Annotated in this window: 19 protein-coding genes and 1 riboswitch; of the genes, 10 read left to right on the forward strand and 9 right to left on the reverse strand. The window is 69.6% G+C overall.

Annotated features, from left to right (window positions below; genetic code table 11):
- Positions 1–83: 83 nt before the first annotated feature.
- The 6 genes from QJR14_09540 to QJR14_09565 all read left to right on the forward strand — a co-directional run bounded on the left by QJR14_09540 (position 84) and on the right by QJR14_09565 (position 8,975).
- Positions 84–1,667, forward strand: a complete 1,584-nt coding sequence (locus tag QJR14_09540) for a class I SAM-dependent DNA methyltransferase (protein MDI3317840.1) — start codon at positions 84–86, stop codon at positions 1,665–1,667.
- A complete protein-coding gene (locus QJR14_09545; GenBank protein MDI3317841.1) occupies positions 1,657–2,922 on the forward strand; it encodes a restriction endonuclease subunit S in 1,266 nt (421 codons plus the stop codon). The genes QJR14_09540 and QJR14_09545 overlap by 11 nt, the downstream gene beginning before the upstream one ends.
- Complete coding sequence (locus QJR14_09550) at positions 2,919–4,007, forward strand: hypothetical protein (GenBank protein MDI3317842.1); 1,089 nt, start codon at positions 2,919–2,921, stop codon at positions 4,005–4,007. Before QJR14_09545 ends, QJR14_09550 begins: the two co-directional genes overlap by 4 nt.
- A complete protein-coding gene (locus QJR14_09555; GenBank protein MDI3317843.1) occupies positions 4,004–7,123 on the forward strand; it encodes a type I restriction endonuclease subunit R in 3,120 nt (1,039 codons plus the stop codon). The genes QJR14_09550 and QJR14_09555 overlap by 4 nt, the downstream gene beginning before the upstream one ends.
- Before the next feature lie 94 nt (positions 7,124–7,217).
- Positions 7,218–7,430, forward strand: a complete 213-nt coding sequence (locus QJR14_09560) for a hypothetical protein (protein MDI3317844.1) — start codon at positions 7,218–7,220, stop codon at positions 7,428–7,430.
- 285 nt (positions 7,431–7,715) lie between these two features.
- A complete protein-coding gene (locus tag QJR14_09565; protein MDI3317845.1) occupies positions 7,716–8,975 on the forward strand; it encodes an ATP-binding protein in 1,260 nt (419 codons plus the stop codon).
- Between the two features lie 72 nt (positions 8,976–9,047).
- On the opposite strand, the gene QJR14_09570 is transcribed toward QJR14_09565, so the two are convergent.
- Together QJR14_09570 and QJR14_09575 are read right to left on the reverse strand one after the other, a co-directional pair.
- Entirely contained in the window at positions 9,048–9,302 is a 255-nt protein-coding gene (locus QJR14_09570) for a hypothetical protein (GenBank protein MDI3317846.1), read from the reverse strand.
- A gap of 259 nt (positions 9,303–9,561) precedes the next feature.
- Positions 9,562–10,014 (reverse strand): hypothetical protein, encoded by a 453-nt coding sequence (locus tag QJR14_09575; protein MDI3317847.1) that lies wholly within the window; start codon positions 10,012–10,014, stop codon positions 9,562–9,564.
- Positions 10,015–10,829: 815 nt separating this feature from the next.
- A riboswitch (M-box (ykoK) riboswitch) is annotated at positions 10,830–10,998 on the forward strand.
- A 661-nt stretch (positions 10,999–11,659) separates the two neighbouring features.
- Here QJR14_09575 and mgtA point away from each other — a divergent pair.
- Positions 11,660–14,362 (forward strand): magnesium-translocating P-type ATPase, encoded by a 2,703-nt coding sequence (mgtA, locus tag QJR14_09580; GenBank protein MDI3317848.1) that lies wholly within the window; start codon positions 11,660–11,662, stop codon positions 14,360–14,362.
- Positions 14,363–14,472: 110 nt separating this feature from the next.
- Here mgtA and QJR14_09585 read toward each other — a convergent pair whose 3' ends face one another.
- The 5 genes from QJR14_09585 to QJR14_09605 form a co-directional block, all read right to left on the reverse strand.
- Complete coding sequence (locus QJR14_09585) at positions 14,473–15,651, reverse strand: ABC transporter permease (GenBank protein MDI3317849.1); 1,179 nt, start codon at positions 15,649–15,651, stop codon at positions 14,473–14,475.
- Positions 15,648–16,370, reverse strand: coding sequence for an ABC transporter ATP-binding protein (locus tag QJR14_09590; GenBank protein MDI3317850.1), 723 nt, complete (start codon positions 16,368–16,370; stop codon positions 15,648–15,650). The genes QJR14_09585 and QJR14_09590 overlap by 4 nt, the downstream gene beginning before the upstream one ends.
- The gene (locus QJR14_09595) at positions 16,367–18,190 is read right to left on the reverse strand and encodes an HlyD family efflux transporter periplasmic adaptor subunit (GenBank protein MDI3317851.1); all 1,824 of its coding nucleotides are present in this window, start codon (positions 18,188–18,190) and stop codon (positions 16,367–16,369) included. Before QJR14_09595 ends, QJR14_09590 begins: the two co-directional genes overlap by 4 nt.
- 451 nt (positions 18,191–18,641) lie before the next feature.
- Positions 18,642–19,445: an EAL domain-containing protein gene (locus QJR14_09600; protein ID MDI3317852.1), complete on the reverse strand. Its 804-nt coding sequence runs from the start codon at positions 19,443–19,445 to the stop codon at positions 18,642–18,644.
- Positions 19,446–19,590: 145 nt separating this feature from the next.
- Positions 19,591–19,806: a hypothetical protein gene (locus tag QJR14_09605; GenBank protein ID MDI3317853.1), complete on the reverse strand. Its 216-nt coding sequence runs from the start codon at positions 19,804–19,806 to the stop codon at positions 19,591–19,593.
- 179 nt (positions 19,807–19,985) lie between these two features.
- On the opposite strand from QJR14_09605, the gene QJR14_09610 reads away from it, so the two are divergent.
- The 3 genes from QJR14_09610 to QJR14_09620 are packed head-to-tail and all read left to right on the forward strand — an operon-like array spanning position 19,986 to position 22,313.
- Positions 19,986–20,927 carry a hypothetical protein gene (locus tag QJR14_09610; protein MDI3317854.1) on the forward strand — a complete coding sequence of 314 codons (942 nt, stop codon included), beginning with the start codon at positions 19,986–19,988 and terminating at the stop codon, positions 20,925–20,927.
- Between the two features lie 20 nt (positions 20,928–20,947).
- Positions 20,948–21,814: a carbon-nitrogen hydrolase family protein gene (locus tag QJR14_09615; protein ID MDI3317855.1), complete on the forward strand. Its 867-nt coding sequence runs from the start codon at positions 20,948–20,950 to the stop codon at positions 21,812–21,814.
- A 25-nt stretch (positions 21,815–21,839) separates the two neighbouring features.
- On the forward strand, positions 21,840–22,313 hold the full coding sequence (locus QJR14_09620) for a Fur family transcriptional regulator (protein MDI3317856.1): 474 nt from the start codon (positions 21,840–21,842) through the stop codon (positions 22,311–22,313).
- A 239-nt stretch (positions 22,314–22,552) separates the two neighbouring features.
- Here QJR14_09620 and QJR14_09625 read toward each other — a convergent pair whose 3' ends face one another.
- Together QJR14_09625 and QJR14_09630 are read right to left on the reverse strand one after the other, a co-directional pair.
- Positions 22,553–22,783 (reverse strand): hypothetical protein, encoded by a 231-nt coding sequence (locus QJR14_09625; protein MDI3317857.1) that lies wholly within the window; start codon positions 22,781–22,783, stop codon positions 22,553–22,555.
- 178 nt (positions 22,784–22,961) lie between these two features.
- A complete protein-coding gene (locus QJR14_09630; GenBank protein MDI3317858.1) occupies positions 22,962–25,472 on the reverse strand; it encodes a CopD family protein in 2,511 nt (836 codons plus the stop codon).
- Positions 25,473–25,481: the final 9 nt, after the last annotated feature.

The raw sequence follows: 25,481 nt of genomic DNA on the forward strand, positions 1-25,481 counted from the left end.
GGAGATCCCGGCCACTATGTCCCGGCCCGTGGGGATGCCATGAGAGGGATCTCTCCACGTGAAGCGAGGCTGCGAGGTGGGCCATGCCAAGGACCAGGAAGAACACGGCTAGCTCGAACGCCACGACGGCGAACGTCGGCTATGAGGCGGAGCTGTGGCAGATGGCCGATGCCCTGCGCGGCAGCATGGACGCGGCCGAGTACAAGCACGTCGTGCTGGGCCTTCTCTTCCTCAAGTACGTCTCGGACGCATTCGAGGAGCAGCGCGCCAAGCTCGAGGCGGAGAGGGCGCAGGGCGCCGACCCCGAGGACCCGGACGAGTACCGCGCGGTAAACGTCTTCTGGGTGCCGACCGAGGCGCGGTGGGCGCGCATCAGGGCCGCCGCCAGGCAGCCCAGCGTCGGCGAGGTGGTGGACGAGGCCATGGCCGCCGTCGAGCGCGCCAACCCGGCGCTGAGGGGCGTGCTGCCCAAGGAGTACGCCCGTCCGGCTCTTGACAAGCAGCGGCTCGGCCAGCTCGTGGACCTCGTAAGCAACATCAGGGTCGGCGACGGCGAGGCGCGGGCAAAGGACGTGCTCGGACGGGTGTACGAGTATTTCCTCTCCAGGTTCGCGAGCGCCGAGGGCAAGAAGGGCGGCGAGTTCTTCACCCCGGCATCCGTGGTGCGGTTGCTCGTGGAGATGATCGAGCCCTACCGGGGGCGGGTCTACGACCCCTGCTGCGGTTCGGGCGGGATGTTCGTCCAGTCGGTCCGCTTCATCGAGGCTCACGCCAACGGCAACGGGAACGGCGGCCGCGCCCGGTCGCAGATCAGCGTCTACGGCCAGGAGTCGAACTACACCACTTGGCGCCTGTGCAAGATGAACCTGGCCATCCGCGGCATCGACGGCAAGATCGAGCAGGGCGACAGCTTCCACAACGACCGCTTCCCCGACCTGAAGGCCGACTTCATCCTGGCCAATCCGCCCTTCAACGTGAGCGACTGGAGCGGGGAGCGGCTGCGCGAGGACAAGCGCTGGAAGTTCGGCGTGCCGCCGGTGGGCAACGCCAACTTCGCCTGGGTCCAGCACATCATCCACCACCTCGCCCCGACGGGAGTGGCGGGCTTCGTCCTGGCCAACGGCTCGCTGTCATCGAACCAGTCCGGCGAGGGCGAGATCCGGAAGAACATCGTCGAGGCCGACCTGGTGGACTGCATCGTGGCGCTTCCCGACAAGCTCTTCTACTCGACGCAGATCCCGGCCTGCCTCTGGTTCATCGCGCGGGACAAGAGGAACCACAGGTTCCGCGACCGACGGGGCCAGGTGCTCTTCATCGACGCCCGCAGGATGGGCGTGATGGTGGATCGCACCCACCGCGAGCTCACCGACGAGGAGATCGCGGACATCGCTCGCACCTACCACGCTTGGAGGGGCGAGCCAGGGGCGAGCGAGTACCAAGATGCCCCTGGCTTCTGTAAGAGTGCCACACGAGATGAAATCAGGCAGAACGCGTATGTGCTGACACCCGGGCGTTACGTCGGCACAGAGGCGCTGGAGGATGACTCCGAAGCAGTCGACGTGAAGATCAGGCGCTTGGCGGCCCAGTTACGCGCGCAGCAGGCCGAGGCGCGCCGGCTCGACGACATGATCGCTAGGAGCCTGGAGGAGCTGGGATATGAGGACTGAATACCCGGCTCGCCAGCTCGGGGAACTCGTCGAGAACCTGGATTCGAGACGGATACCATTGTCCAGTCGGGTCCGGGCACAACGGCGAGGACCGTATCCGTATTACGGGGCCACGGGCGTCATGGACCATATCGACGGCTATTTGTTTGATGGCTTGCATCTGCTTGTCGCTGAGGACGGCTCCGTGGAAAGAGAGGACGGAGCACCTTTCATCCAACTAGTGCAGGGCAAGTTTTGGGTCAACAACCATGCGCATGTCCTCCGGGGTGTTGACGACGAGGACACCAAGTATATCTACTATGCACTATCTACAGTACCGGTACGCCCGTTCGTGACCGGATCCGTGCAGCCTAAGTTGTCACAAGCCAACCTAAACCGGATACCAATTCCCTACCCGCCGGACCGCGCAACTCGGCGCGCCACTGTACGTGTCCTTTCGACGCTGGATGAGAAGATCGACCTCAACCGTCGGATGAGCGAGACGCTGGAGGCCATGGCGCGGGCGATCTTCAAGGCGTGGTTCGTGGACTTCGAGCCGGTCCGTGCGAAGATGGAAGGGCGATGGCGGAGGGGCGAGTCGCTGCCTGGTCTGCCGCAGCACTTATACGACCTGTTCCCTGAAGGATTCGCAGACTCCGAGCTTGGGGCGATCCCGGAAGGCTGGCGTGTGGAAGGGCTCAACGAGATCGCCCAGTTCCTCAACGGCTTGGCCCTCCAGCAGTACCGTCCCGGGACGGGACCGGCCTTGCCTGTGATCAAGATTGCCCAGCTTCGGAAGGGAGATACCGACGGGGCCGATCGGTGTAGTGCAGATGTGCCGGTAGAGTACATTGTCGATGATGGTGACGTGCTCTTCTCGTGGTCCGGTTCTCTCGAGTGCATCGTGTGGGCTGGGGGCAAGGGTGCTCTCAACCAACATCTGTTCAAGGTGACGTCCAACAAGTACCCTAAGTGGTTCTATTATTTCTGGATACACGAACATCTTCCAGAATTCCGCTCCATTGCGGCTGATAAGGCAACGACTATGGGCCACATCCAGCGCCATCACTTGGCAAGTGCACAAGTGGTGGTCGCTAGCGCGGACGTGATGGCCGCGGCAGATCGCGTCATTGCTCCAATGCTAGAGCGCGTACTTACCCTGCGGCTCGAGTCTCGGACCCTGGCCAGGTTGCGCGACGCGCTGCTACCTAAGCTCATCTCAGGCGAGCTCAGGTTAAGAGATGCTGAGCGGTTCATCGGGAGCGCCGTGGGATGAGACGGGAGGCGAAGCGCCTGCTGGAGAAGGCAACCGACTCGCTGCTGCTGAGCGTGGAACTGTTCAACCGGCCGCAGGATCGGGGCAGGGTCAGCGCGGTCCTCATCTTGCTGGATCACGCCTTCGAGATGCTGCTCAAGGCGGCAATCCTCCATCGTGGCGGGCGGATCAGGGAGCGACGCAGCAGGGAGACCATCGGGTTTGACAAGAGCGTGCGAATCGGGTTGAGCGATGGCAAGGTTAGGTTTCTGTCAGAGGAGCAGGTGCTCGTCCTCCAGACGATCAACGGGCTGCGGGACGCGGCGCAGCATCATTTGCTGGACGTCTCAGAGGGGCAGCTGTACATGCACGTGCAGTCGGGGGTCACTCTCTTTCGAGACCTGCTCAAGAGCGCGTTCGGGCAGGAGCTGACATTCTACCTGCCGACGCGCGTCCTGCCGGTCTCGACGGCGCCGCCCACGGATCTCGTGACGCTCTTTGACTTTGAGGTGGAGGAGATTAAAAAGCTGCTCGGCCCCGGACGAAGGCGGCACGTCGAGGCGCGGGCCAGGCTCCGGCCGCTGGCCATTCTGGACTCGACGCTGAGAGGGGAGAAGACGCAACCGAGCGATGGTGAATTGCGCCGGATCGGCCGAGAGCTCCTCGCGGGGAAGCACTGGACCGAGGTCTTCCCAGGGGTTGCGGCGGTCGAGATTACTCCCGACGGTGGCGGACCCGCGCTGTCGTTGCGCCTGTCGAAGAAGGATGGCGTCCCTATCCAGCTTGTTCCCGAGGGCACCCCAGGAGCGTCCGTCGTGGCCGTGAAGCGGGTGAACGACCTCGATTTCTACAACCTCGGGGCCAGACAGCTCGCCGAGAAGGTCGGCCTGACGGCGCCGAAGCTGGTGGCGGTCGTGGGGCACCTTGGTATCCGGGATGATCCCGATTGCTACAAGGAGATCAGGATCGGCAGGAGCGTGCACAAGCAGTACTCGCGGCGGGCGATCGAAAAGATCAGAAAGGCCCTGGCGGATGGTTTAGACGTGGAAGCGGTGTGGGCGGCCTGGCGGGGCCGCTGGCAAACCGATCGGAAGGTGGACCCATGAGATCGGGTATCGCGGAGTCCGACTTGGAAGAGGCCGCGCTCGAGTGGCTGGAGAGCCTCGGCTGGCAGGTCCAGCACGGCCCCGAAATCGCGCCGGGCGCGCCGGGCGGGGAACGGCCCGACTACGACCGGGTCGTGCTGGAGCAGCGGGTTCGCGCAACTCTCAAGCGGCTGAATCCCGAGTTGTCCCCCGAGGCGCTGGAAGACGCGTTCCGTAAGCTCACACGGCCAGAGGGCGCCACCCTGGAAGCCCGCAACCGCGCTGCGCACCGCATGCTCGTGGACGGCGTGACGGTCGAGTACCGTGCGGATGACGGCGGGATCCGCGGCGCCCAAGCGCGGGTGCTGGACTTCGAGCGCCCCGAGGCGAACGACTGGCTGGCCGTCAACCAGTTCGCGGTGAAGGAGAAGAGGCCGCACCGGGCGGACGTTGTGCTGTTCGTCAACGGCCTGCCTCTGGCCGTGGTGGAGCTCAAGAACCCCGCCGATGAGCAGGCCACCGTCTGGACCGCCTACCACCAGATCCAGACGTACAAGGAAGACGTCCCGTCCCTCTTCACCTACAACGAGGCGCTGGTCATCTCCGATGGCCTCCAGGCGCGCATCGGGTCCCTCACCGCGGACCGGGACCGCTTCATGCGTTGGCGGGTAATCAGCGGGGAGGATGTGGCCGACGCCAGCCTGACCGAGCTCGAGGTCGCGCTCCGCGGGGTCTTCGACAAGCGGCGGTTCCTGCAGATTATTCGGGATTTCATCGTGTTCGAGGACCGGGGCGGCGGCAACCTCACCAAGGTGATGGCGGGCTACCACCAGTTCCATGCGGTCAACGCGGCGGTGGAGGAGACGCTGCGCGCGGCGGCGGAGCAGGAGCGCGGTCCCGCGAGGGGGGGCCGCCAGGGCGGTGCCCCCGGTGACAGGCGCATCGGCGTGGTGTGGCACACGCAAGGCTCCGGCAAGAGCCTGACGATGGTCTTCTACGCCGGTCGGATCATCCGTCACCCCGAGTTGCGGAACCCCACGATCGTCGTGATCACGGACAGGAACGACCTCGACGGGCAGCTCTTCGGCGTGTTCTCGCGGTGCCGGGAGCTGCTGCGCCAGGACCCGGTGCAGGCGGAGTCCCGGGTGGACTTGCGGCGGCTTCTTGACCGGGAGGCGGGCGGGGTCGTCTTCACCACCATCCAGAAGTTCTTCCCGGACGAGAAGGACGCCAGCCACCCCGTCCTGTCCCGGCGGCGCAATATCGTGGTCATCGCCGACGAGGCCCACCGGAGCCAGTACGACTTCATCGACGGCTTTGCGAAGCACATGCGCGACGCCCTGCCGAACGCCTCGTTCATCGGCTTCACCGGAACGCCTATCGAGAAGGCCGACAGGAACACCCGCCAAGTCTTCGGCGATTACATCTCGCCTATCTATGACATCCAGCGGGCCGTCGAGGACGGGGTAACGGTCCCCATCTACTACGAGAGCCGGCTGGCGAAGCTGGAGCTGGACGAGGCGGAGCGCCCGCGGATCGACCCCGACTTCGAGGACGTCACGGAGGGCGAGGAGGTCGAGCGCAAGGAGAGGCTCAAGAGCAAGTGGGCGCAGCTCGAGGCCGTCGTGGGGGCCGAGAGGCGGATCCGGCTCATTGCCGAGGACGTCGTGGAGCACTTCGAGCGGCGGCTCGAGGCTCTCGACGGCAAGGCGATGGTCGTGTGCATGAGCCGCCGGATCTGCGTGGACCTCTACCGCGAGATCGTGCGGCTCCGCCCCGAGTGGCATAGCGACGACGACGACAAAGGCGTCGTCAAGGTGGTCATGACGGGCTCGGCGTCGGACCCGCTGGACTGGCAGCCTCACATCCGCAACAAGCAGAGGCGGGAGTTGCTCGCCAACCGGTTCCGCGACCCGAATGACCCCTTCAAGATGGTCATCGTCCGGGATATGTGGCTCACGGGCTTCGATGCGCCAAGCCTTCACACGATGTACGTCGACAAGCCGCTGCGCGGGCACGGGCTCATGCAGGCCATCGCGCGCGTCAACCGGGTGTTCCGGGACAAGCCCGGCGGCCTGGTGGTGGACTACCTCGGGCTGGCGCACGAGCTGAAGGAAGCGCTGGCGACCTACACCGAGAGCGGCGGCAAGGGGCGGGCCGCGATCGACCAAGAAGAGGCCGTGGCCGCGATGCTCAAGCACTACGAGGTCTGCTCCGACCTGTTCCACGGCTTCGACTGGTCCCAGTGGAAGACCGGAGGGTATCAAGGTCGCATCGCCTTGCTGCCCCCCGCCCAAGAGCACATCCTGGCGCAGCATGACGGCAAGGAGCGCCTCCTGGACGCCGTGTCCAACCTCTCGAAGGCCTTCGCGCTGGCCGTTCCCCACGAGGAGGCCCTGCGGATCCGGGACGACGTGGCCTTCTTCCAGGCCGTCCGGGCGGCCCTGGTGAAGCGCTCCGCCGGCGAGGCCAAGCCGGAGGAGGAGCTCGACCACGCGATCCGGCAGATCGTCTCCCGGGCCGTCGCGCCGGAGGGTGTCATGGACCTGTTCGAGGCCGCGGGCCTGAAGAAGCCCGACATCTCGATCCTGTCGGACGAGTTCCTGGCCGAGGTGCGCGGCATGCCCCAGAAGAACCTCGCGGTGGAGGTGCTGCGGAAGCTCCTCGAGGGGGAGATCTCCGCGCGCAGACGCAGGAACATCGTGCAGGCGCGCTCCTTCGCGGAGATGCTGGAGCAGGCGATCCGCCGATACCATAACCGCGCCGTCGAGGCGGTGCAGGTTATCGAGGAGCTGATCGCGCTCGCCAAGCAGATGCGCGAGGCCGACCAGCGCGGCGAGTCGCTCGGGCTCTCCGACGAGGAACTGGCCTTCTACGACGCCCTGGAGACGAACGACAGCGCGGTGAAGGTTCTCGGCGACGAGACGCTGCGCACCATCGCCCGGGAGCTCGTCGAAAGCGTGCGGCAGAACGCGTCTATCGACTGGACCGTACGGGAGGACGTGCGCGCCCACCTCCGGGTGCTGGTGAAGCGGATCCTGCGGAGGCACGGCTACCCGCCGGACAAGCAGGAGAAGGCGACGGACACCGTGCTCAAGCAGGCCGAGGCCTTCGCGGAGGAGTGGGCCGAGGCATGATGGCTGGGAAGGGCGGCGTGAGCCGCTATCTCGGATCGTTTGGCGCCTTCGCCCTACGAGGAGCGCTGGCGGTTCCTGGGAGGGTTCAGCGCCGTTGGACAGTGCTGACTTGGTCTTGAGGTGGGCGGCCGCTCGCCAGCGTCTGACGCTGGCGGAGGATTCGGGCGACTGGGCGGCGGCGGAACTGGAGGCCGAGGCGGGGCGGCGGGAGCTGGCTGAGCTGGAGGCCCGCATGACGGCGGGCGAGCTGCGCGAGGCGCGTCGGCTCTTCGACGCGTGGTTCAAGCGGTACTTGGAGGAGGACTAGCGGGTCGGCGGTGAGGGCGTGTGGCGCAACTGTCTGACGTCATCGCGGGCGGCCTCCTTACCCTCGCGGGCGCGCTGGCTGATCGGATCGCGGCCCATTGGCTCGACGGCAGGCGCGAAGCTCGGCGGGGGGAGGCCGAGCGCAGGAGGCGGGAGAGGGAGAGGAGCGGTCGAGCTCGGATGCTACCGCTTGGATGCTCACCAAGAGTCCGTTGGAGCGCGCTGCCGAATGGCGGAGCATGGTGTTGGCCGCAGCTAGTCCCGGGTGGAGGGCGGTAGGTACGACATGTCGCTGGTGGACGATCTTCGCGAGCGCCTTCGCGCAGCCGAAGCGGCCGGGCGGACCAGGGAAACTCTACTGGAATTCATCGCGCAGCGCCTGCCGGAAAGCACGGTCTTGGACTACAAGCGGACTCTCGACCTCGCTGAACCGAGGCACAGGCGGACTCTCGCCAGGACCGTGGCCGCGTTCGCCAACGCCCACGGAGGCGTCCTGGTACTCGGCGTGGCGGAGAAGGATCGGACCGGGGAGCCGGACGCAGAGGCCGAGTTGACGCCGGTGACCACGCCCGTAGGCGTCGATCTGTCCCAGCAGATCACGAACATTGTGAACGACTTGGTCCGGCCCACGCCACGGTACGATCTCGTGACGTTCCCGGCTGGCGACGGTCGCGGCGTCGTGGTGTTCGTGTGGGCCGGGGAAGACAGGCCGTACACCGTGCAGGACGGAGCCGACTTCGAAGTCCCGGTGCGGCGGGGCACATCGGTCGTGGGCGCGTCTCGCGAGGAGCTGGACCGGATCTACGAGGGGCGGACGATATCCCGGATGACTTTGGAGGCCGAAGGCGAAGCAGAATGCAGGCGATACGTGCCTGCTGCTCTGTTGGATGTGCCGCTCGCCTTTATCTACATCGTCCCGGACATCAGACGTCCAGATCTCCTTAGCCTGGAGAAATTGAACGCTAACAGGGTATGGAGACCGGAAGCGACATATGCGTATAGGAATCTGCCACCGGTATTCCCGATGGTTGATCGGTGGAGTGCGCACGAAGAAGCGGCTACGCACGAAGTATGGACAGGAGATCGAGAATCCTATTGGTCCAGCGTCGTGGTGTACCGCGATGGCAGATTGGCCGCTTGGTATCGTCTCTTGAACGTGACTGGGGAGCGGGTTTCCCCAGTGTACCTCATCCATGCGCTTCACGCTACTTTGGGCCCTTATGCGCGGGCCATCCGAGAGTTTGGGCTCCTGGCCGGCTTCAGTGTGATGCTGTCCCTCTGTAATGTGTCTAGGAGAGAGGTCGACCCGCTCGTTTCAGGCGATGGAGTGAAGGCGTTCGCGTACGCTCCCCGACCTCGATCCGGGCGTCTCCTGGCCGGAGCCAGCCACGAGGACGTCGATCGGCTCTGCTTCTGGCTTTGGGAGCAAGCGCTCCGGGCAGCTGGCGAGGGCCGTCAATTGCATGATTGGAGTGCGGATCCGATAGCTAGTGTAGTATACAACTACCTCTGGCACGCCGAACCTGCGGGGCTGCCTACAATCTGACGGCATATCGAGTTGAGCTTCGGCACCCGGATGAAGCGAACGAGGAACCCGTATCTCCGAGCCCGGGCCGATTCAGACGGGGCCGCCGACGAAGAGCGCCGTCGGCTCCACGACCGCGCCCTCGCCGAGCAGGAGGGCCTCGCATGCGATGTGCGCTCCGGCCGCCGGGCGGGCACCGGCCGCCAGCGCCGCGCCCCTCCCCGTCAGGGTGCGCACGCGCCCGGCCAGGTCGATGAGGGCCTCCCACGGCCGGTCGTCGGGGACGGAGGCGAACAGCGCGCGCTCGACGTCATCCGGGGAGGGGAACAGCTCCGTCAGCATGTCCACCGCTGCAGCCTGAGCGCCCGCGGATGCCGCAGCTCCGACGCGCCCACTACCCCGCGGCCGTCGAGGTGGCGCGCCACCGCCAGGCTGAGCGCTCGGCCCAGCCGATCCCGCTCCCGCAGCGCTGCCATCCTCCATTGCCGGGCCGCCGTCAGGCGAGTGGACGGCTCGTTAATGCCGCAATCCGAAGTCGGACTCATTTGCCGATCTCCCTCCGACGACATGTCCGCGCCGGCCGACAGAAGCGGGGGCCATGCGCGCGTCACAGCGCCTTGCCATGCCCGCCGACACCGTAGAGGATGTCCTTCACGCCGTCGCGCAAGCGCTCGCAGTACTCCGCGGCGGCCAGGCACGCTTCGGGCTCCAGACCGCGGCTCGTGATGGTCGCCAGGAATCCTTCGACCGTGCTGATCGAGGTGGGATCCGCCGCAACGCCCAGGGCAGCGCGGGCGCGGGGCCAGTTGCGACGCGGACCTCGCTGATCGAAGAACCAGCGGAAATCCGGGCTGCGGCGGTCCAGCTCAAGCCCGCCGCGTTCGGCCGCTTCCCGGAGCTTACGGCTCGTCATGTCCATGTCCACGGCGAAGGCGTGGAGCGCGCGCAGCTCCGCATCTCGGTTGGCACGGCTCCTCAGGTGCGACTGCCACGCGGACATCAGCAGCGGCAGGGCCGCTTCGGCCGATCTGATGAGAGCCGCCAGCTCGTCAGGTGTCATGGGAAGCGTTTCTTGACCACGGGTCTGATTCCTACGCGGTGTTCGCGAAGGCGCCCAACGGGTCTGGCGCGGTGTGGTTGGAGGGGCCGCCCCGCCTCGTTCTTGGGGGCCGGGCGAGCGCCCGGCGTGGAAGGATTTAGGCGAAATCTTGGGGACCGGATTGGGGACCGAAGCCCCCGTGGTCCCCGATTTCAGGCGGCGCTCTGCGCGGCGCCCGGCGCCGGGAGGCCGCGTCGTGCAAGGCTTGGCGCTCGTGGCGGTGTTCGCCAGAGCGCCGCCAGCCGAGTCCCACCTTCGGCACCAGAGAGTTCAGAAAGCCTTGTGCCAAGCCGCTTTCCGGCCTTGCCCCCGCTGGTTTTGGGGACGGATTGGGGACAGGGCCAGGGTGTGGTTTGGGAGCCGCTGGAATTCGCGGTACCGAATTCTGGCGGCTCTTCTTCTGTCCGAGGCTCTACTTCGCGCGCGGGAGCGCCCGAACGGGGGAGATGATCGCGTCGGCCGCCGCGGCCGCGCCTCCTGCCGGGCCGGCGGGATCTCGGTACCGGTTGACTTGCGCTCGCGGGCAACGCCCCGTCTTCCGTCGCGCAGCTCCCGGCCAAGGCGTCGAGCCACGCCCGCTCGGACGCCGCGCCCGGATTTGGCTGGCCCGCATGTCGCCCATCCTCCACGGCCAGGTCCCACCGCGCCAGCGCGACCTCTCCTTGCCGGTCCCCCAGGGATTCCACCCGGCCGTCCCACCGGTTGACCACTGGAAGCCCCCTCTTCGTTGACGCGCGGGTCTCCCGGCAGCATAATGGCCCACGGCAACAGGAGCCATCGCACCTCGTTAGGCGAGGCGTGCACGCAAACAGAGGCCGCTGACCGGAAACGTCGAGAGACGCCCACGGTCAGGACAGGCGAGGTCGGAGTAAGGCTTCGCCCGAAGCGGCTGGGGCCCGCGCCCTTACGTTGCGTGCTGCTGAAGCTCGACGAGAGGGGAGCGGTGGGCGGGCAGCGCCCAGCATGCCTCTCGCGTCGAGCGAGAGGCATTTTTCTTCTGTGCGTCGTGCGGGTCCACCGGGAGACCGCAGGCGGTCGACGCCGGCCCTGGGCCCCACGGCCGCCCGCATGGCCGGGCGGAGGTGCGCGCGGGGGAGACCCGCCGTCGCGCCGCGCGCCGGCCGGGCGGACCCGTCCTTCAGCCGCGGCGAGCCTCCATGGGACCTCGCCCGCCTCGGGAAAGGGGGGACAGTCATGAACCCGGGTGACCCGGCGGAATCTCCGAGCGACCGAAGACCTGGGAGCTCCCGCGGCCTCGACCACCCAGGGAAGGCTGTGGCATGGCTGTCCTCCGCGCCGACCGCGCGATGATCCTGCGAGCGTCGTTGCGACGACGCCTCCTCCGGGGGTGCAGGCAGCCCTCCTCGTGAGGGCAGGCATCGCACCGGCCCCTGCGGATCACAGCCCCCGGCATCCTCGTGACGGCCGGCAGCAGGCCTGCCGGGGCATCCTTGCGCATGCGGCCGCCGGAGCTCGCCGTTGGATCCGTCTTCTCCGTCTTTTGACCCGCTTTGACCCGGAGAACGGGATGGGGACATCGACCCGATCCGGTCTCTCCCGGCACGAAGATGACGCAGCGAAGGAGAGGAGGAGAGATCGCATGCTCATGTCCACGGTTCTGCAGCGCCGGTCCCGGACCGCCGTGGAGCGCCAGGACCACGAGAGGACGGATGCGCTCCTCCGCATGAGCGACCTTCCGGAGGAGCAGGTCGTCGAGGAACTGGGGACGACATGGAACGGCCTGAGCGATGCCGAGGCGGAGGCCCGTCTGGACCGTTACGGTCCGAACGAGGTCCCCGAGAGGCAGCAGCCCTCCTGGGCCAGGCGGCTGTGGGACGCCTTCGTCGATCCCTTCATCGTCGTGCTGCTCATCCTGGCCGCCGTCTCCACCTTCACGGACATCCTGTTCGTGGCGCCGAAGGAGCGCGATCCGTCGAGCGTGATCATCATGATGACCATGGTCCTCGTCAGCGGAGCGCTCCGCTTCCTCCAGGAATGGCGGTCTGACGAGGCGGCGAAGAGGCTCAGGGCCCTCGTGACCCTGACCGCCCTCGTCGAGCGCAGGGAGGCGGGCAAGCAGGAGAGGCCGTTCTCCGTCCTGGTCCCGGGGGACATCGTCCACCTCGCCGCGGGGGACATGATCCCGGCGGACCTGCGCATCCTCGTCGCCAAGGACCTCTTCGTCAACCAGTCGGTCCTCACCGGCGAGTCGGAGCCGGTGGAGAAGGTGAGCTCGCCCTGCGTCGGGGGGGCGGAGCGGCCTTCGGGCAACCCCGTGGAGCGCCCGAACCTCGCCTTCATGGGTTCCAACGTGGTGAGCGGCACGGCCGTCGGCGTCGTCCTGGCCACGGGCCGGCAGACCTACTTCGGCTCGGTGGCCGAGTCGCTGGCCACCCGGCGGGAGGCGACGGGCTTCGAGATCGGCGTCCGCCGCACGAGCTGGTTGCTCATCCGCTTCATGGTGGCGATGGTGCCCGTCGTCTTCTTCCTCAACCTGCTCACCAAGAGCGAATGGCTCGACTCGCTCCTCTTCGCCCTCGCGGTCGCCGTCGGGCTGACGCCGGAGATGCTGCCCATGATCGTCAGCGTCGGCCTTGCCAAAGGGGCCGTCATCATGAGCCAGAAGAAGGTGATCGTGAAACGCCTGGGGGCGATGCAGAACTTCGGCGCGATGGACGTCCTGTGCACCGACAAGACGGGGACCCTCACGCAGGACAGGGTCGTCCTCGAGTTCTTCCTGGACGTCCACGGCGACGAGGAGCCGCGCGTCCTCAAGCACGCCTATATCAACAGCTATTTCCAGACCGGGCTCAAGAACGTCCTGGACCGCGCGATCCTGGCCCATGCCGGCGAGGAGTTCGCCTGGATCGAGCAAAACTATGAGAAGGTCGACGAGATCCCCTTCGACTTCGTGCGCAAGCGGATGAGCGTGGTCGTCCGCGACAGGACCGGGAAGACCCAGCTGATCACCAAGGGTGCCGTCGAGGAGCTGCTCGCGATCTCTTCTCATGTCGAATACCGCGGGCAGGTCGTGCCGCTGACCGGCGAGCTGCGGGCGGAGATCCTCACGACGGTCCGGCAGCTGAACGAGAAGGGGCTGCGTGTGATCGCCGTCGCCCAGAAGACCAACCCGCCGGCGGCCGGTGCCTTCACCGTCGCCGACGAGAGCGACATGGTCCTGATGGGCTACCTCGCCTTTCTCGACCCGCCGAAGGAATCGGCTCCGCAGACGATCCGGACCCTGAGAGAGTACGGTGTCAACCTGAAGATCCTCACCGGTGACAGCGACGTGGTCACGCGCGCCATCGCCGGGAAGGTCGACATCCCCGCGGACCGCGTCCTGCTCGGCAGCGACGTCGACCGGATGGACGACGGAGCGCTTCGGCGGGCGGTGGAGGAGACCATGATCTTTGCCAGGCTCACGCCTGCCCACAAGGCGCGCATCGTCAGGGCGCTCCGAGCCAACGGTCACGCGGTGGGCTTCCTCGGCGACGGCATCAACGACGCCCCGGCCATGCATGCGGCCGACATCGGCATCTCCGTCGAGAACGCCGTCGACATCGCGAAGGAAGCGGCGGACATCATCCTCCTGGAGCGGGACCTGCGGGTCGTGGTGGACGGGATCATCGAGGGAAGGAGGACCTTCGGCAACATCGTCAAGTACATCAAGATCACCGCGAGCTCCAACTTCGGCAACGTCTTCTCGGTCCTCGTGGCCAGCTGGCTCCTGCCGTTCCTGCCGATGACGCCGCTGGAGCTGCTCTTCCTCAACCTCACCTACGATCTCGCCATGACCACCATGCCCTGGGATCGGATGGACCGGGAGTACCTGCTCCGCCCCCGCCAGTGGGACGCACCCGCCATCGGCCGGTACATGGTCTGGTTCGGGCCGACGAGCTCCGTCTTCGACGTGACGACGTACGCCCTCATGTTCTTCCTCGTCGCGCCGGCGACGGTCGGCGGCGCCTACGCGGTGCTGCCGGAGCCCCTGAAGGCGCAGTTCGTCGCCCTCTTCCAGAGCGGGTGGTTCGTGGAGAGCCTTTGGACGCAGACGCTGGTCGTCCACATGCTGCGGACCGAGAAGGTTCCCTTCCTGCAGAGTCTCGCCGGCTTGCCCGTGCTGCTGGCCACGGGTGCGGCGGTCGCCGTCGACACCGTCATCCCCTTCACCCGGCTGGGAGCCCACCTAGGCATGAGCCCCCTGCCCGCCTTCTACTTCCCGTGGCTCCTGGCCACGCTGCTCGGCTACCTGACCCTCGCCCAGCGCGTCAAGAGCCGGTTCATCCGGCGGTTCGGCGCGCTGATCTGAGGGGGAGGAGCCGGGGCGGGGAAGGATATGGCGAGGCAGGATGCCGCCGGCGCGCGGACGCCGGAGCAGCCGGCGGGCGGGAGGCACGCCCCGCCCGCCGGGCCCGCCGGTCACTCGTAGCGGAGCGCCTCCACCGGATCGAGCGCCGCCGCCCGCATGGCCGGGTAGACCCCGAAGAAGAGCCCCACTGCCGCCGCGAAGGCGAAGGCGCCCAGGATGGCGCTCCAGGAGACCACCGCGGGGAAGCCCATCAGCCGGTCGATCACCAGCGAGCCGGCCGTGCCCACCGCCATGCCGACGACGCCGCCCGCCAGGCTGAGCACGGCCGACTCGGTCAGGAACTGCGCCAGGATGTTCCGGCGCGTCGCCCCGAGCGCCTTGCGGATGCCGATCTCCCGCGTCCGCTCGCTGACCGTCACCAGCATGATGTTCATGATCCCGATGCCGCCCACCACCAGCGAGATGGCGGCGATGGCCGCCAGCATCAGGGTGAGCGTCTGCGTGGCCGTCCCCAGGGCGGAGAGGAGCTGCGTCTGGTTGAAGACGCGGACCGGCGGCTGGCTCTCGCCGGGCTGGCCGTGCTCCAGGTCCATCACCGTGGCGATGTGGTTGGCCGCCAGCTGGGCGTCCTGTGAGCTCCGCGCCTGGGCCATGATCTGGCCGACGCGGTCGGTCCCGGCCAGCTCCTGGGCCAGGCTGAGCGGTATGAAGACCACGTCGTCGTTGTTCTGGCCGAAGCTGGAGCCGACCGGCGCCAGCTCGCCCACCACCGTGACCTCGGTCCCGTCGACCTCCATCGTCTGCCCGACGGCGGGGCCGCCGCCGAAGAGCTCCTGGGCGACGGTCTGCCCGATCACCGCCACGGGCAGGCGGCGGTTCTCGTCCAGCGCCTGGAGGAAGCGTCCCCGCGCCACCTTCAGGTCGCGGATCGCCGCGTACTGCGGCCAGGTGCCCTCGACCGTGGTCGCGTAGCTGAGCCGCCCGCGGGCGACGGTGCCGTTCGGCACGGTGACCACCGGCACGGCCGCCGTGATGGTGGGCACACGCCCGACGAGCTCCTGCGCGTCGGCCGCGGTCAGCTGCACGCCGCCCGCCGGCGTCACCGAGATCAGGTTCGACCCCAGCCCCTCCAGCTGCGCGGTCACCGAGGAGCAGGCGCCCTGGCCGACGGAGACCAGCAGGATGACCGCGGCGACGCCGATGATGATCCCGAGCATGGTCAGGAAGGTGCGCAGCTTGTTCTCCCCGATCCGGAGCAGCGCGTCCCAGATCGACTCGACCCAGCTCACCTTCCCTCCCCCTCCCCGCCGCCGGCGGCTGCGGCCGCCGCAGGCGTCCGTTCGTCCGCCTCCAGTCGCCCGTCGCGGATGCGCAGCTGGCGCCGCGCCCTGGCCGCGACGGAGGCGTCGTGGGTGACCAGGATGACGGTCATGCCCTCGCGGTTGAGCCGCTCGAAGAGCTCCAGCACCTCCGCCCCGGCCACGCTGTCCAGGTTGCCCGTCGGCTCGTCGGCGAGGACGATCGCCGGCTCGGTCACCAGCGCCCGCGCGATGGCCACCCGCTGTTCCTGCCCGCCCGAGAGCTCGCTGGGCCGGTGATCCATCCGTTCGGCCAGCCCCACCGCCGCCAGGGCCGCCTCCGCCCGGGCGCGCCGCTGGCGCGCCGGCACGCCGGCGTAAAGGAGCGGCAGCTCCACGTTCTGGCGCGCCGTCAGGCGGGGAAGCAGGTTGAACTGCTGGAAGACGAAGCCGATGCGCCGGTTCCGGATCCGCGCCAGCTCCTCGTCGCTCCGGTCCTGCACCGGGATCCCGTCGAGCTTGTAGACGCCGGAGCTGGGCCGGTCCAGCGCCCCCAGGATGTGCATCAGCGTCGACTTGCCCGAGCCCGACGGACCCGTCAGTGCGAGGAACTCGCCCTTCTCCACCGAGAACGAGATCCCGCGCAAGGCATGCACGTCGATCCCGCCGCGGTGGTAGACCTTCTCCACCTGTTCAACCTCGATGATCACCGGCCGGAGCCTCCCGTGCCGCCGCCTGCGCCTCCCGTACCGCCGCCTCCTCCGCCGAAGCCGCCACCCGAGGCCGGGCGACCTCCGTTGCCGAAGCCACCGCCTCCCGGTCGACCGCCTCCGAGGTCAAAGCCGCGGCCGCCCTCCCCGCCCAGGCCGAAGGGGCGGAAGCCCGCCTGCGGCGTGCCCCCGCTCGACGAAGCCTGGCTTGTGGCCACGATCACCTGCTCCCCCTCGCTCAGCCCGGAGACGATCTCCGCCCAGCGCGGGGTGACGACGCCGAGCTCGACCACCTTCCTGACCGGCTGCCCGTTCTCAAGCACCTGCACGAGGCCGCGGCTGTTGGGCGCCGCGCTCAGCCCGCCCGAGGGCTGGACCACCGCCTCCGTCGGCACGCGGAGCACGTTCTGCCGCTGGGTGACGACGATCTGGGCGTGGCCGGTCATGCCCGGCAAGAGCCCCGTCGGCTGCTGGATCGAGATCCAGACCGGGAAGGTGGCCACCCCGTTCTGCGAGGTCGCCTGCCCGGCGATGTCGCTCACCGTGCCCTGGAAGAGCTTCCCCGGGAAGGCGTCCACGGTCACCGTGGCCGGCTGGCCCACGTGGATCTGGCCGATGTCGAGCTCGCTGACGTTGGCCTCGAGATCGATCTCGCCCTGGGGCCGGATGGTGAGAAGACCGCCGGAGTTGGCGGAGCCGCCGCTGGCTCCCGAGCTTCCTGCGTCCTGCCCACCGGCCGAGCCGCCTTGGCCCACGCTGTCCCCCACCTGCACCGCGACGTCGGTGACCACGCCGTCCACGGGCGCGACCACGTGCAACTTCGCCTTCTGGTCCAGGTCGGACTGGAGCGTCAGCTGCGCCGCCTGGACCTGAAGCCTTTGCTGGCTGACCTGGGTCTCGTCGGCGGGGTTGGTGGCGATGGAGAAGAGGCGCTGGCCGGCATCGACCCATTGGCTGGCGCTCACCAGCACCGTCCCCACCGTCCCGGCTCGCGGCGCCAGGACCTGGACCGGGTCGTTGTAGGCGAAGCTGCCCTGCTCCGTCAGCGGCCCCTGAGCCGTCTGGATCGTCGCCTGGCCCGTCATCCCCGCCTTCAGCAGGCCGGGGTTGGTCAGGCGGAGCTTGACGGTGTAGAGGATGGTCTGCGAGCCCGGCGTGCCGCTCCGGTCGACGCTGACCACCGTCGCCGGGAGCGGCTCGGGCGCGAAGTTGTCCGCGACGACGCTCGCCTTCTGACCCGGCTGGATCCGCTCCATGTCCGGCTGGATCACCTGGCTCTGGAAGAGGATCGTCCGGTCGTCGACCAGCGTGGCCAGCACGTCCTTGGCCTTGACTTGCTGGTTGGAAGCGACGTTCAGCGATTGCACCCGGCCCGCCGACGGCGCCGTCACCCAGATCTCGCCAGGAAGGGAGGCGGACATCGCCTGCTCGGGCGGGACGTTCAACGTGCTGGCGAGCGTCAGGAGGGCGTTCTGCACGTTGATCTGATCCCTCTGGATCTGGGTGTCGAGGCTTGGGTCGCTCAGGTCGACCAGAGGATCGCCCTTGTGCACCGCCTGCCCGTTCTTGACGTGGACGGCGGTGACCACCATCTGGCCGCCCACCTCGGGAGGTCCGACCGTCACCGCATCGGGGCTGACCAGCGTCCCGTCGGCCTGGACCGTGACGGTGATGTCACCGCGGCGCGCCGGTACGGTGGTGTACCGGACGGACGGCTCGGACTTGAGGACGCGGGCGCGGACGTACCATCCGCCGCCCCCGACCACCGCGAGCACGATCAGGACGCCGAGCGTCCACTTCCACCAGCTTCGCTTGCGCACGGAGCTCCCTCCACCCTGCCACGCGGATGCTAGATCGAACCAGCGGGATGATAGCCCCGGCCGCCGGGGCGAAGATGAGAGGGCCCTGAGAGTTCTCTGGGAATACGCCGAGACCTTCAACGGGGGCGCCCATGCCGGGAGCTTCGACCGGATCGCCGAGGGGTTCGGGCGCAGGCGATCGCCTCGGAGAGAGCGGACCTCCGCGTTTTTTCCTCTGCACCCTTGCACGGTACGTTGCCGGCGGCCCGCTCGGCAGGCGGGAGCAGGATCGAGCCCGGGGAGAGCAGGAAAGTGGCCGCATCCACGGCCGGGGCGGCCTCCGGCACCGGGGCGGCTGCGCCCGGCAGGCTGACGGCCCTGTCTCCCCCGCCGCCGGGAGGACGACGGCAGACCCGGCGTCCGGACGTGGCGGGTCCTGTCGCCCCATGAGGATCCCTGCTTCCGGGCGGGGCTAGCCCCGTGCGGCGAAGCCCGGTGAGCCCGCCTCCCCGCTGCCCGCGGCCATCGGCCGCAGCCGGCCCAGCACCGCGGGTGCCGGCCGCGGCGGCTCCTCCGCCGGCTCGGCCAGGAGGAAGCCCTGGAGCAGATCGACCCCCATCTCCCCGACCGCTTCCAGCTCGCCCGCCGTCTCCACGCCCTCCGCCACCGCCATCGCTCCCAGGGAATGGGCGAGACCGACCAGGGCGCGGACTACCGCCCGCCGGGCGCGGTCCCCATCCACCCCCCGCACCAGCGACATGTCGATCTTGAGGAAGTGGGGCTCGATCTCCGCCACCGTCCGCAGGCTCGAATAGCCCGCGCCGACGTCGTCCACCGCGATCCGGTAGCCCTGCTCGCGGTAGATGTGCAGCGCCCGCCGGAAGGCCTGGTAGTCGTCGATAAGCCGCCGCTCGGTGATCTCGAAGACCACCTGGGCCGGGTCGATGGCCATCTCGTCGAGCCAGCGGTGGGTCACGCCCAGGCGGAAGGAGGGCGAGCGCACGACCAGCGGGTCGACGTTCAGAAAGAGCGTGCCGGCGTCGGGGAACCAGCGCCGTTTGGCGCGCAGCGCGGCATGGCGGCAGGCATAGTCCAGTTCGATGACGCGGTCCTCGGCCTCCGCGGCGCGCCAGAGCGCCTCCGCCGCCTCCAGCGGCGAGCCGGCCGGACCCCGGCTGAGCGCCTCGTAACCGTAGACGACCCCGTCGGCTGCGCGCACCAGCGGTTGGAGCAGCGTCCGGATCCCGTTCGAAGAGAGGACTTCTTCCACGGTCATGGCCGTCTCCCCGTTCCGTGGCACGAGATGGCGGTCCCCTTTCGACGTTATTCATCTTACCCATTTGCGGAACAGCCCGGCTTCTGCCCGCCAGGCCGCCGCTCAGAGCATCGGGTGACGCGGGCTCTCGTTGAGACGCGGGCGCTCAGGTCCCCTGGCCGCGGTGCTGCGGCCGGATGCGGGTGCGACCGACCTTGGCCCGCACGTCCGGATCGGCCAGCTGCCGCCCCGGCAGGTCGCCCGCCAGGTCGACGGCGCTCTCCGCCCCGGGGTCGGGCCGGCCGGCCCGGCCATCCCCGGGGGGCGCATCGCGGCGACCCCGGGCGGGGCGGTCGTCTCCCGTCCCCCGTCTTCTCGGCATCCCCTCCTCACCTCCGACGTCCAGGATGCCCGTCCGGGTGCGCATCCAGCTGCCTCTCGTCCGCCGGCCGTTGCCAAGGTGGTTGAGACTGCGTATCATAGACAGCACAGAGGAACGAGATTTAGTATCAAGTGCGCAAGAGGCCGGCACGCCGGCCAGGAACGGGAGGCGAGGGCCCTGTGCCCGACATCCTGAACCAGTTCCCGATCGGACATTCGACCGCGTCGCTGGGGGTCGTCCTCCTGGCAGCCTTCCTGCTGGGCGTGGTCCACGGCGTGACGCCCGACGAGCACACGTGGCCCATCACCTTCAGCTACGCCATCGGCAGCTTTTCGGCACGGCGGGGCCTCCTGGCGGGGCTGGCCTTCTCGCTCAGCTTCACCTTCCAGCGCGCGCTGGCGTCGGAGCTCGCCTACTTCGCGCTGCTCCGCTTCGCGCAGAGCGACCCGGCCTGGGACCTCCGCCTGGCGGTGGTCGTCGGGCTCGTGATGGTCCTGGCGGGGGTCTACGTACTCCGGCTCGACCGCTCGCTCCACCTGCATCTCCACCTCCGGCTCCCCTGGCTCGAGCTCGCCGGGCATCACCACCGGGACCTTCCCGAGGCGGAGGAAGGACGGGAAGAGAGCCGGATGCCGACGCCGGCCATGGCGGCCGTGCACGGCTTCATCGCCGGCTGGGGCTTCGGCGCCTTCGCCCTCGTCCTCTACTCGGTCCTGGCACCGGCGATGCCCAGCGCCAGCCTGGCCTGGCTGCCGGGAGCCGCCTTCGGCCTGGGGACGACGGCGGTCCAGGCGACGGCCGGGGCGGCCTTCGGCTGGTTCTCGCGCCGGCTGGGCCTGCCCGGGGAGAGCGCGGAGAGGCTGGCCCACCGGGTGGCCGGCAATACTCTCACGTACGGCGGGCTGGCCTTCGTCCTGGCGGGCGCGCTCGGTCTCGCCGACCCGGCGCTGACCGCCTTCGCGATTCCCACCGGCCTCCACCTCCCCGGGCTGGAGCACCTGGACATGGAGCTCCTGCTGGTGATCGTGGTCGTCCTGGGGATCGGCATGGGCAGTCTGGTGGCCGGCTGGCGGCGCGAGCTGGCGCGGTCGCTCGGAGAGCAGCGGGGCAGCGCGTCGTGAGAGAATAGGGAGACGGGGTGGTGGCTTTGCGCGTAGCCGTCGGCCAGTTCCGCTCGCTTCCCGACAAGGAGGCGAACCTGGAGCGGATGGAGAGCTTCGCCCGCTCGGCGGCCCGAGCGGGCGCCGAGCTGCTCCTCTTCCCGGAAGGCGCCATGGCGCCCTTCGACGACGAGGCGGCCCCGCGTCTGCCCGAGTGGGCGGAGGAGCTGGACGGGCCCTTCGCCCGGCGCCTGGCGGAGATGGCGCGGCGGTACGGCCTTCTCCTGGTGGCCGGGCTCCTCGAGCGGCCGGCCGGGGCCGGCGACGCGGCCGGCGGGCGGCGCGTCTACAACACGGCGGTCGCCTGGGGCCCCGACGGCAGGCGCCTGGCCGCCTACCGGAAGATCCACCTCTTCGACGCGCTGGGGAGCCTGGAGTCCGACCGCTTCCTCGCGGGGGAGGAGGAGCCGCCCGTCTTCGACTGGAGCCCGCGGGAGGGGGCGCGGCTCCGCCTGGGCCTCGCGATCTGCTACGACGTTCGCTTCCCGGAGGTGAGTCGCCGCCTGGCGGAGCGGGGTGCGGAGCTGCTGCTCCTCCCCTCGGCCTGGGTGCGCGGCCTTCTGAAAGAGGAGCAGTGGGAGCTGCTGGTGCGCGCGAGGGCGCTGGAGAATACCTGCTACGTGCTGGCCGCGGACCAGGTGGGCGGCCCCTACTGCGGCCGGAGCCTCCTGGCCGATCCGATGGGCCTGGCCGCGGCGGCTGCGGGCGAGGAGGAAGCGCTGCTCCTGGCGGACGTCGATCCGGGCCGGGTGCGGCGGGTGCGCGAGAAGCTGCCGGTCCTCCGCCACCGGCGGCCGGAGCTCTACCGGCGCTGGCAGGCGGGAACGGCGGAGGGGACGGAGGCGTAGACCGGAAGGGGACGGAGTGGGAGGCATGGGCGAGACCAGCGGTCAGCATCGGAAGGAAGGAGCGGTGGAGCGCCTGCGGCGGGCCCGCCGCTCGATGACGCCGGCGCGCCGTTCGGTGATCGAGGCGATGTCCGAGCTCTCGCAGCCCTTCTCGGCCGGAGAGCTGTGCGACGCGGTGGCTGCCCGCTTTCCGAAGGTCGGCCGCGCCTCCGTCTTCCGGACGCTGGCGCTCCTGGAGAACCTGGGTGCCGTCCAGCGGATCCATACGGGCGGCCGCGAGAGCTACATCCTCTGCGAGTCGACGGCCCATCACCACCACCTGATCTGTACCCGCTGCGGCCGGACCGAGGAGATCCAGCTGGCGCTCGACCAGCAGATGGAGTCGGCAGCGGCCTCCCGCGGCTACACCCACCGGGAGCATATCATCGAGATCTTCGGGCTCTGCCCGGAGTGCCAGGCGGCCGAAGCCGCCGGGAGCGGAGCGGGGAGATCCCGGTAGTTTTCGGACTTTACAGTGACTTTTCGACAGGCGGTTGACATGGCGCACCGTGGAGCTATATTCAAGATGAACGCACTTCTGGGGACCAGCTCCGGAAGCTCGACAGGGGATCGCCGGAGCGAGCCGAAAGGCGAAGGACTCTGGAGGTGCGTTCAGGCGTTTAACCCCTGGAAGCGCGCCCGGTTCCCCTGCTCCACCAGCCCGCGCCGTCGAGGTCGCCCGACCCGCGGCGGGCCGTCTCAGAGGTGCGACACCAGGCGACGCTCGAGCCAGAGGCGGAGCGTCGTCCTCAGGAGCTGCCGCTCCGGCGGGGCCAGCGCCACCCCGGGTGGAAGACAGCTCGCGACGGTGTGAAACAGGTCCTCCACCAGCCCCTGGATCACCGGCTCGTCCGGCCGGATCGGCGCCCGTTCCGGATCTGCTCCCGCTGCCACCCCTTCTTGCCGGGCCATGGGGCTCTTCTCGTCCACGGCGGTATCCCCCCGGCCGGCCCCCACAGGCTCCGCACCGGACGGACACCCGGCTCCGCCCGGTGTCGCCCCGCGGCCAGCCCTCGCCTCGATGGTACGTGTGCTCCGGGCGGAGGGCGATGACCCGGCCGAGCGATCGGAGCGGCACCGGTGCGGCGCCTCCTCCCTCGCGTCGACATCAGGGCTGCGGTTCGAGGCGGAGCAGGCCGCGGGAGTCGCCCACCCAGATCAGGGGCCTGCCGCGACTCTCTCCTCCGGTCAGGTAGAAGACGGTGGCGGTGGGACAGGCCACCGTCTGCCAGGTGCTGCCGCCGTCCCGGCTCCGGGCGAGACCGCCGCCCATGGATCCGGCCACGAGCTGCCGGCCGCCCTCCCAGGCGGCCAGACCCATCAGGCCTTTGACGAAGATACCCTGGTCCGCCTCCTCCCAGCTCCCCCCACCGTCGTGGCTCACCCAGGCGCCGGAGTCCATGGCTGCGGCCCAGACGACCGAGCGCGGCAGCACCAGGATGCGGTAGGCGAGCCTGGCGCGCCTCTCGACCAGCCGCCAGCTCCGCCCGCCGTCGTCCGAGCGGAGGAGACCCTCGGCGCCCCCTGCGAAGAGCCTTCCGGTTCGGTCCGGGTCGGCCGCCAGAGCGATCACGCCTCGAAGCTGGGGAGACCCGGCGAGCAGCCGCCAGCTGCGACCCCGGTCCGGGCTGTAGGCGATTCCCGCCTCGGTGGCGGCCCAGAGGCCGCCCGGATGCCAGGGCGAGGGAAGGATCGCGGCCACCGAGCGGCCGGGCGCGCGCCCCGCCCGCCAGTGGACACCCCCGTCGGTGGAGAGCCAGAACCGGTCGCCCGCGCCCAGGTACCAGGTGCGCCCGTCCGGGGCGATGGCGGCCGCCTCCACCGCCCGGCCGCGGGCAAGCGCCACCCGGTGCCAGCTCCGGCCGCCGTCCCGGCTCCAGACGGCGCCGTCCCCCGTGCCCACCAGGAGTGTGGCGGCCGAGCGAGGCGAGGGCGCGATCGCGTAGACCGGGGCGCCGAGGTCGGTCCGCCGCGGCCGGAGGGCGGGATCGATGGCCCAGCTGCAGTCGGGGGAGGCGCCGGGCGGCGCCACGGACAGCTGGAATCTGGCCTGGAACGACGGGCCTTCCGCGGCCGGTCTCCCCGCTGCCGCCGCACCCGGGCGGGCGCTCGAGCGGAGCGTGAGCACCACCTGCCAACCGCCTGCCATGCTGAAGGCGTCGGTCGACCCCGTGTAGCGGCCGGAGCCGCCGGGCGCGAGACGGACGGTGGCCGTGCCCATCTCCATGTCGAGGCTCTCCACCTCCGCCTGCACGGCGAGCCCGTCCACCGGACGGCCCCGCGAGAGGACGGTGAGCGCCAGCTGGTTCCGGCCGATCACGGCGGGGGAGACCCGGAGCTCGAGCCGGTAGGGACCGGCGGTTTCGGACGCCTGGTAGCGACTGGGGGCCGGGCGGCCCAGCACCCAGCCCGGGTTGGCCACCAGCAGGGCACCTCCCGCCAGGAGGAGCCCCGGGAGGGCGAAGGCGGCAGCGTGGGGGCGGCGGGCGCGGACCGGCACGGCCACCACGGCGGCCAGACCGACGCCGACCAGCGCCGCCCAGAGCGGAAGGGCCGGCTGCTCCAGCGTCCAGGCGAGCGCATAGCCGGGAAGCGGCTCTTCGGGGTCAGGAGGCGAGCTTCCCGTCAACACCCCGGTAGCGAGAAGGACCAGGAGCAGGGCGGCCGCCTCGAAGCGCAGCGCGCGGGCGAAGAGACGCCCGGGCCGCGGCCTCTGGCGCGCGGCGTCGGCGCTCTCCAGTCGCCGCGCGGTCCAGAAGCGGTGGCTCCCTGCCGCAAGGAGCGCGAGCGCCCAGAAACCCAGCTTGACCAGCAGGGCGTGACCGTAGTCCGACCGGAGCGGGTCGGGCAGCGGCAGGAAGCGGTCGGTGGCGGAGACGAGCCCGCTCAGGACCACCAGCGCCAGCGCCCGCGCCGCCAGGCCCGAGAAGCGGCCGAGCTCCTCGCGGGTCAGCTCGCGCCCCTGGCGCAGGCGGCGCGGCCGCTCGACCAGGCTCAGGAGGAGCACGCCGCCCAGCCAGACGCCGACGGCCCACTGGTGGAGCACATCCGCCGGGACGGCCAGCCACGGGCGGGGGCTCGAGCCGGCGTGGGCGCCGAGCGCCACCAGGACGCTCAGCGCGAGGAGGAGACCGGTCTGGATCCAGCCGGGCGCAGCCCGCCTCCACTCCAGCAGCCACGCCACCCCGGCCAGGGCCAGGCGGAGAAGCCAGAGACGCCCGTAGCGCGTGGCCTCCAGGAAGAGCAGCGCCCCCGGCTGACCCGGCGGGAAGGGAGTACCCAGCACGCCGGCGACCCGGACCCAGGTGAGCGCCGCGTCCGCCAGCAGATAGCCGAGGCCGGCGGAAAGGGAGATCGGGCGGTAGGGTGCTGCCGCCGGGGAACCGCCGAGCCGCGAGGCGACGAAGGGCGGCGCGATCCAGAGCGCGAAGGCCAGCGCCCGCAAGGCGACCAGAAGGCTGCTGGCCGGATCGGGCGGCTCCATGCTGACCGCCTGGAGGAGATGCCAGCTGGCCAGGGCGGCGAGGGCGAAGGCGCCCGTCGCCGACGCCCACCGGAGCCCCTCCCAGAGCGGCCCGGCCGGGCCCGGAGCCGGCGCAGCCCCCCTCCGCACCTCCACCCCCCTCGC

This window comes from Bacillota bacterium (genome assembly GCA_029961055.1).
Taxonomy (GTDB): Bacteria; Bacillota; Sulfobacillia; order JAIMAT01; family JAIMAT01; genus JAIMAT01.

Bases quoted from the DNA above. Each gene is read 5' to 3' on its own strand.
- QJR14_09540 (MDI3317840.1), top strand. From the start codon at position 84: ATGCCAAGGACCAGGAAGAACACGGCTAGCTCGAACGCCACGACGGCG.
- QJR14_09545 (MDI3317841.1), top strand. From the start codon at position 1,657: ATGAGGACTGAATACCCGGCTCGCCAGCTCGGGGAACTCGTCGAGAAC.
- QJR14_09550 (MDI3317842.1), top strand. From the start codon at position 2,919: ATGAGACGGGAGGCGAAGCGCCTGCTGGAGAAGGCAACCGACTCGCTG.
- QJR14_09555 (MDI3317843.1), top strand. From the start codon at position 4,004: ATGAGATCGGGTATCGCGGAGTCCGACTTGGAAGAGGCCGCGCTCGAG.
- QJR14_09565 (MDI3317845.1), top strand. From the start codon at position 7,716: ATGTCGCTGGTGGACGATCTTCGCGAGCGCCTTCGCGCAGCCGAAGCG.
- QJR14_09575 (MDI3317847.1), bottom strand. From the start codon at position 10,014: ATGACACCTGACGAGCTGGCGGCTCTCATCAGATCGGCCGAAGCGGCC.
- mgtA (MDI3317848.1), top strand. From the start codon at position 11,660: ATGTCCACGGTTCTGCAGCGCCGGTCCCGGACCGCCGTGGAGCGCCAG.
- QJR14_09600 (MDI3317852.1), bottom strand. From the start codon at position 19,445: ATGACCGTGGAAGAAGTCCTCTCTTCGAACGGGATCCGGACGCTGCTC.
- QJR14_09605 (MDI3317853.1), bottom strand. From the start codon at position 19,806: ATGCCGAGAAGACGGGGGACGGGAGACGACCGCCCCGCCCGGGGTCGC.
- QJR14_09620 (MDI3317856.1), top strand. From the start codon at position 21,840: ATGGGCGAGACCAGCGGTCAGCATCGGAAGGAAGGAGCGGTGGAGCGC.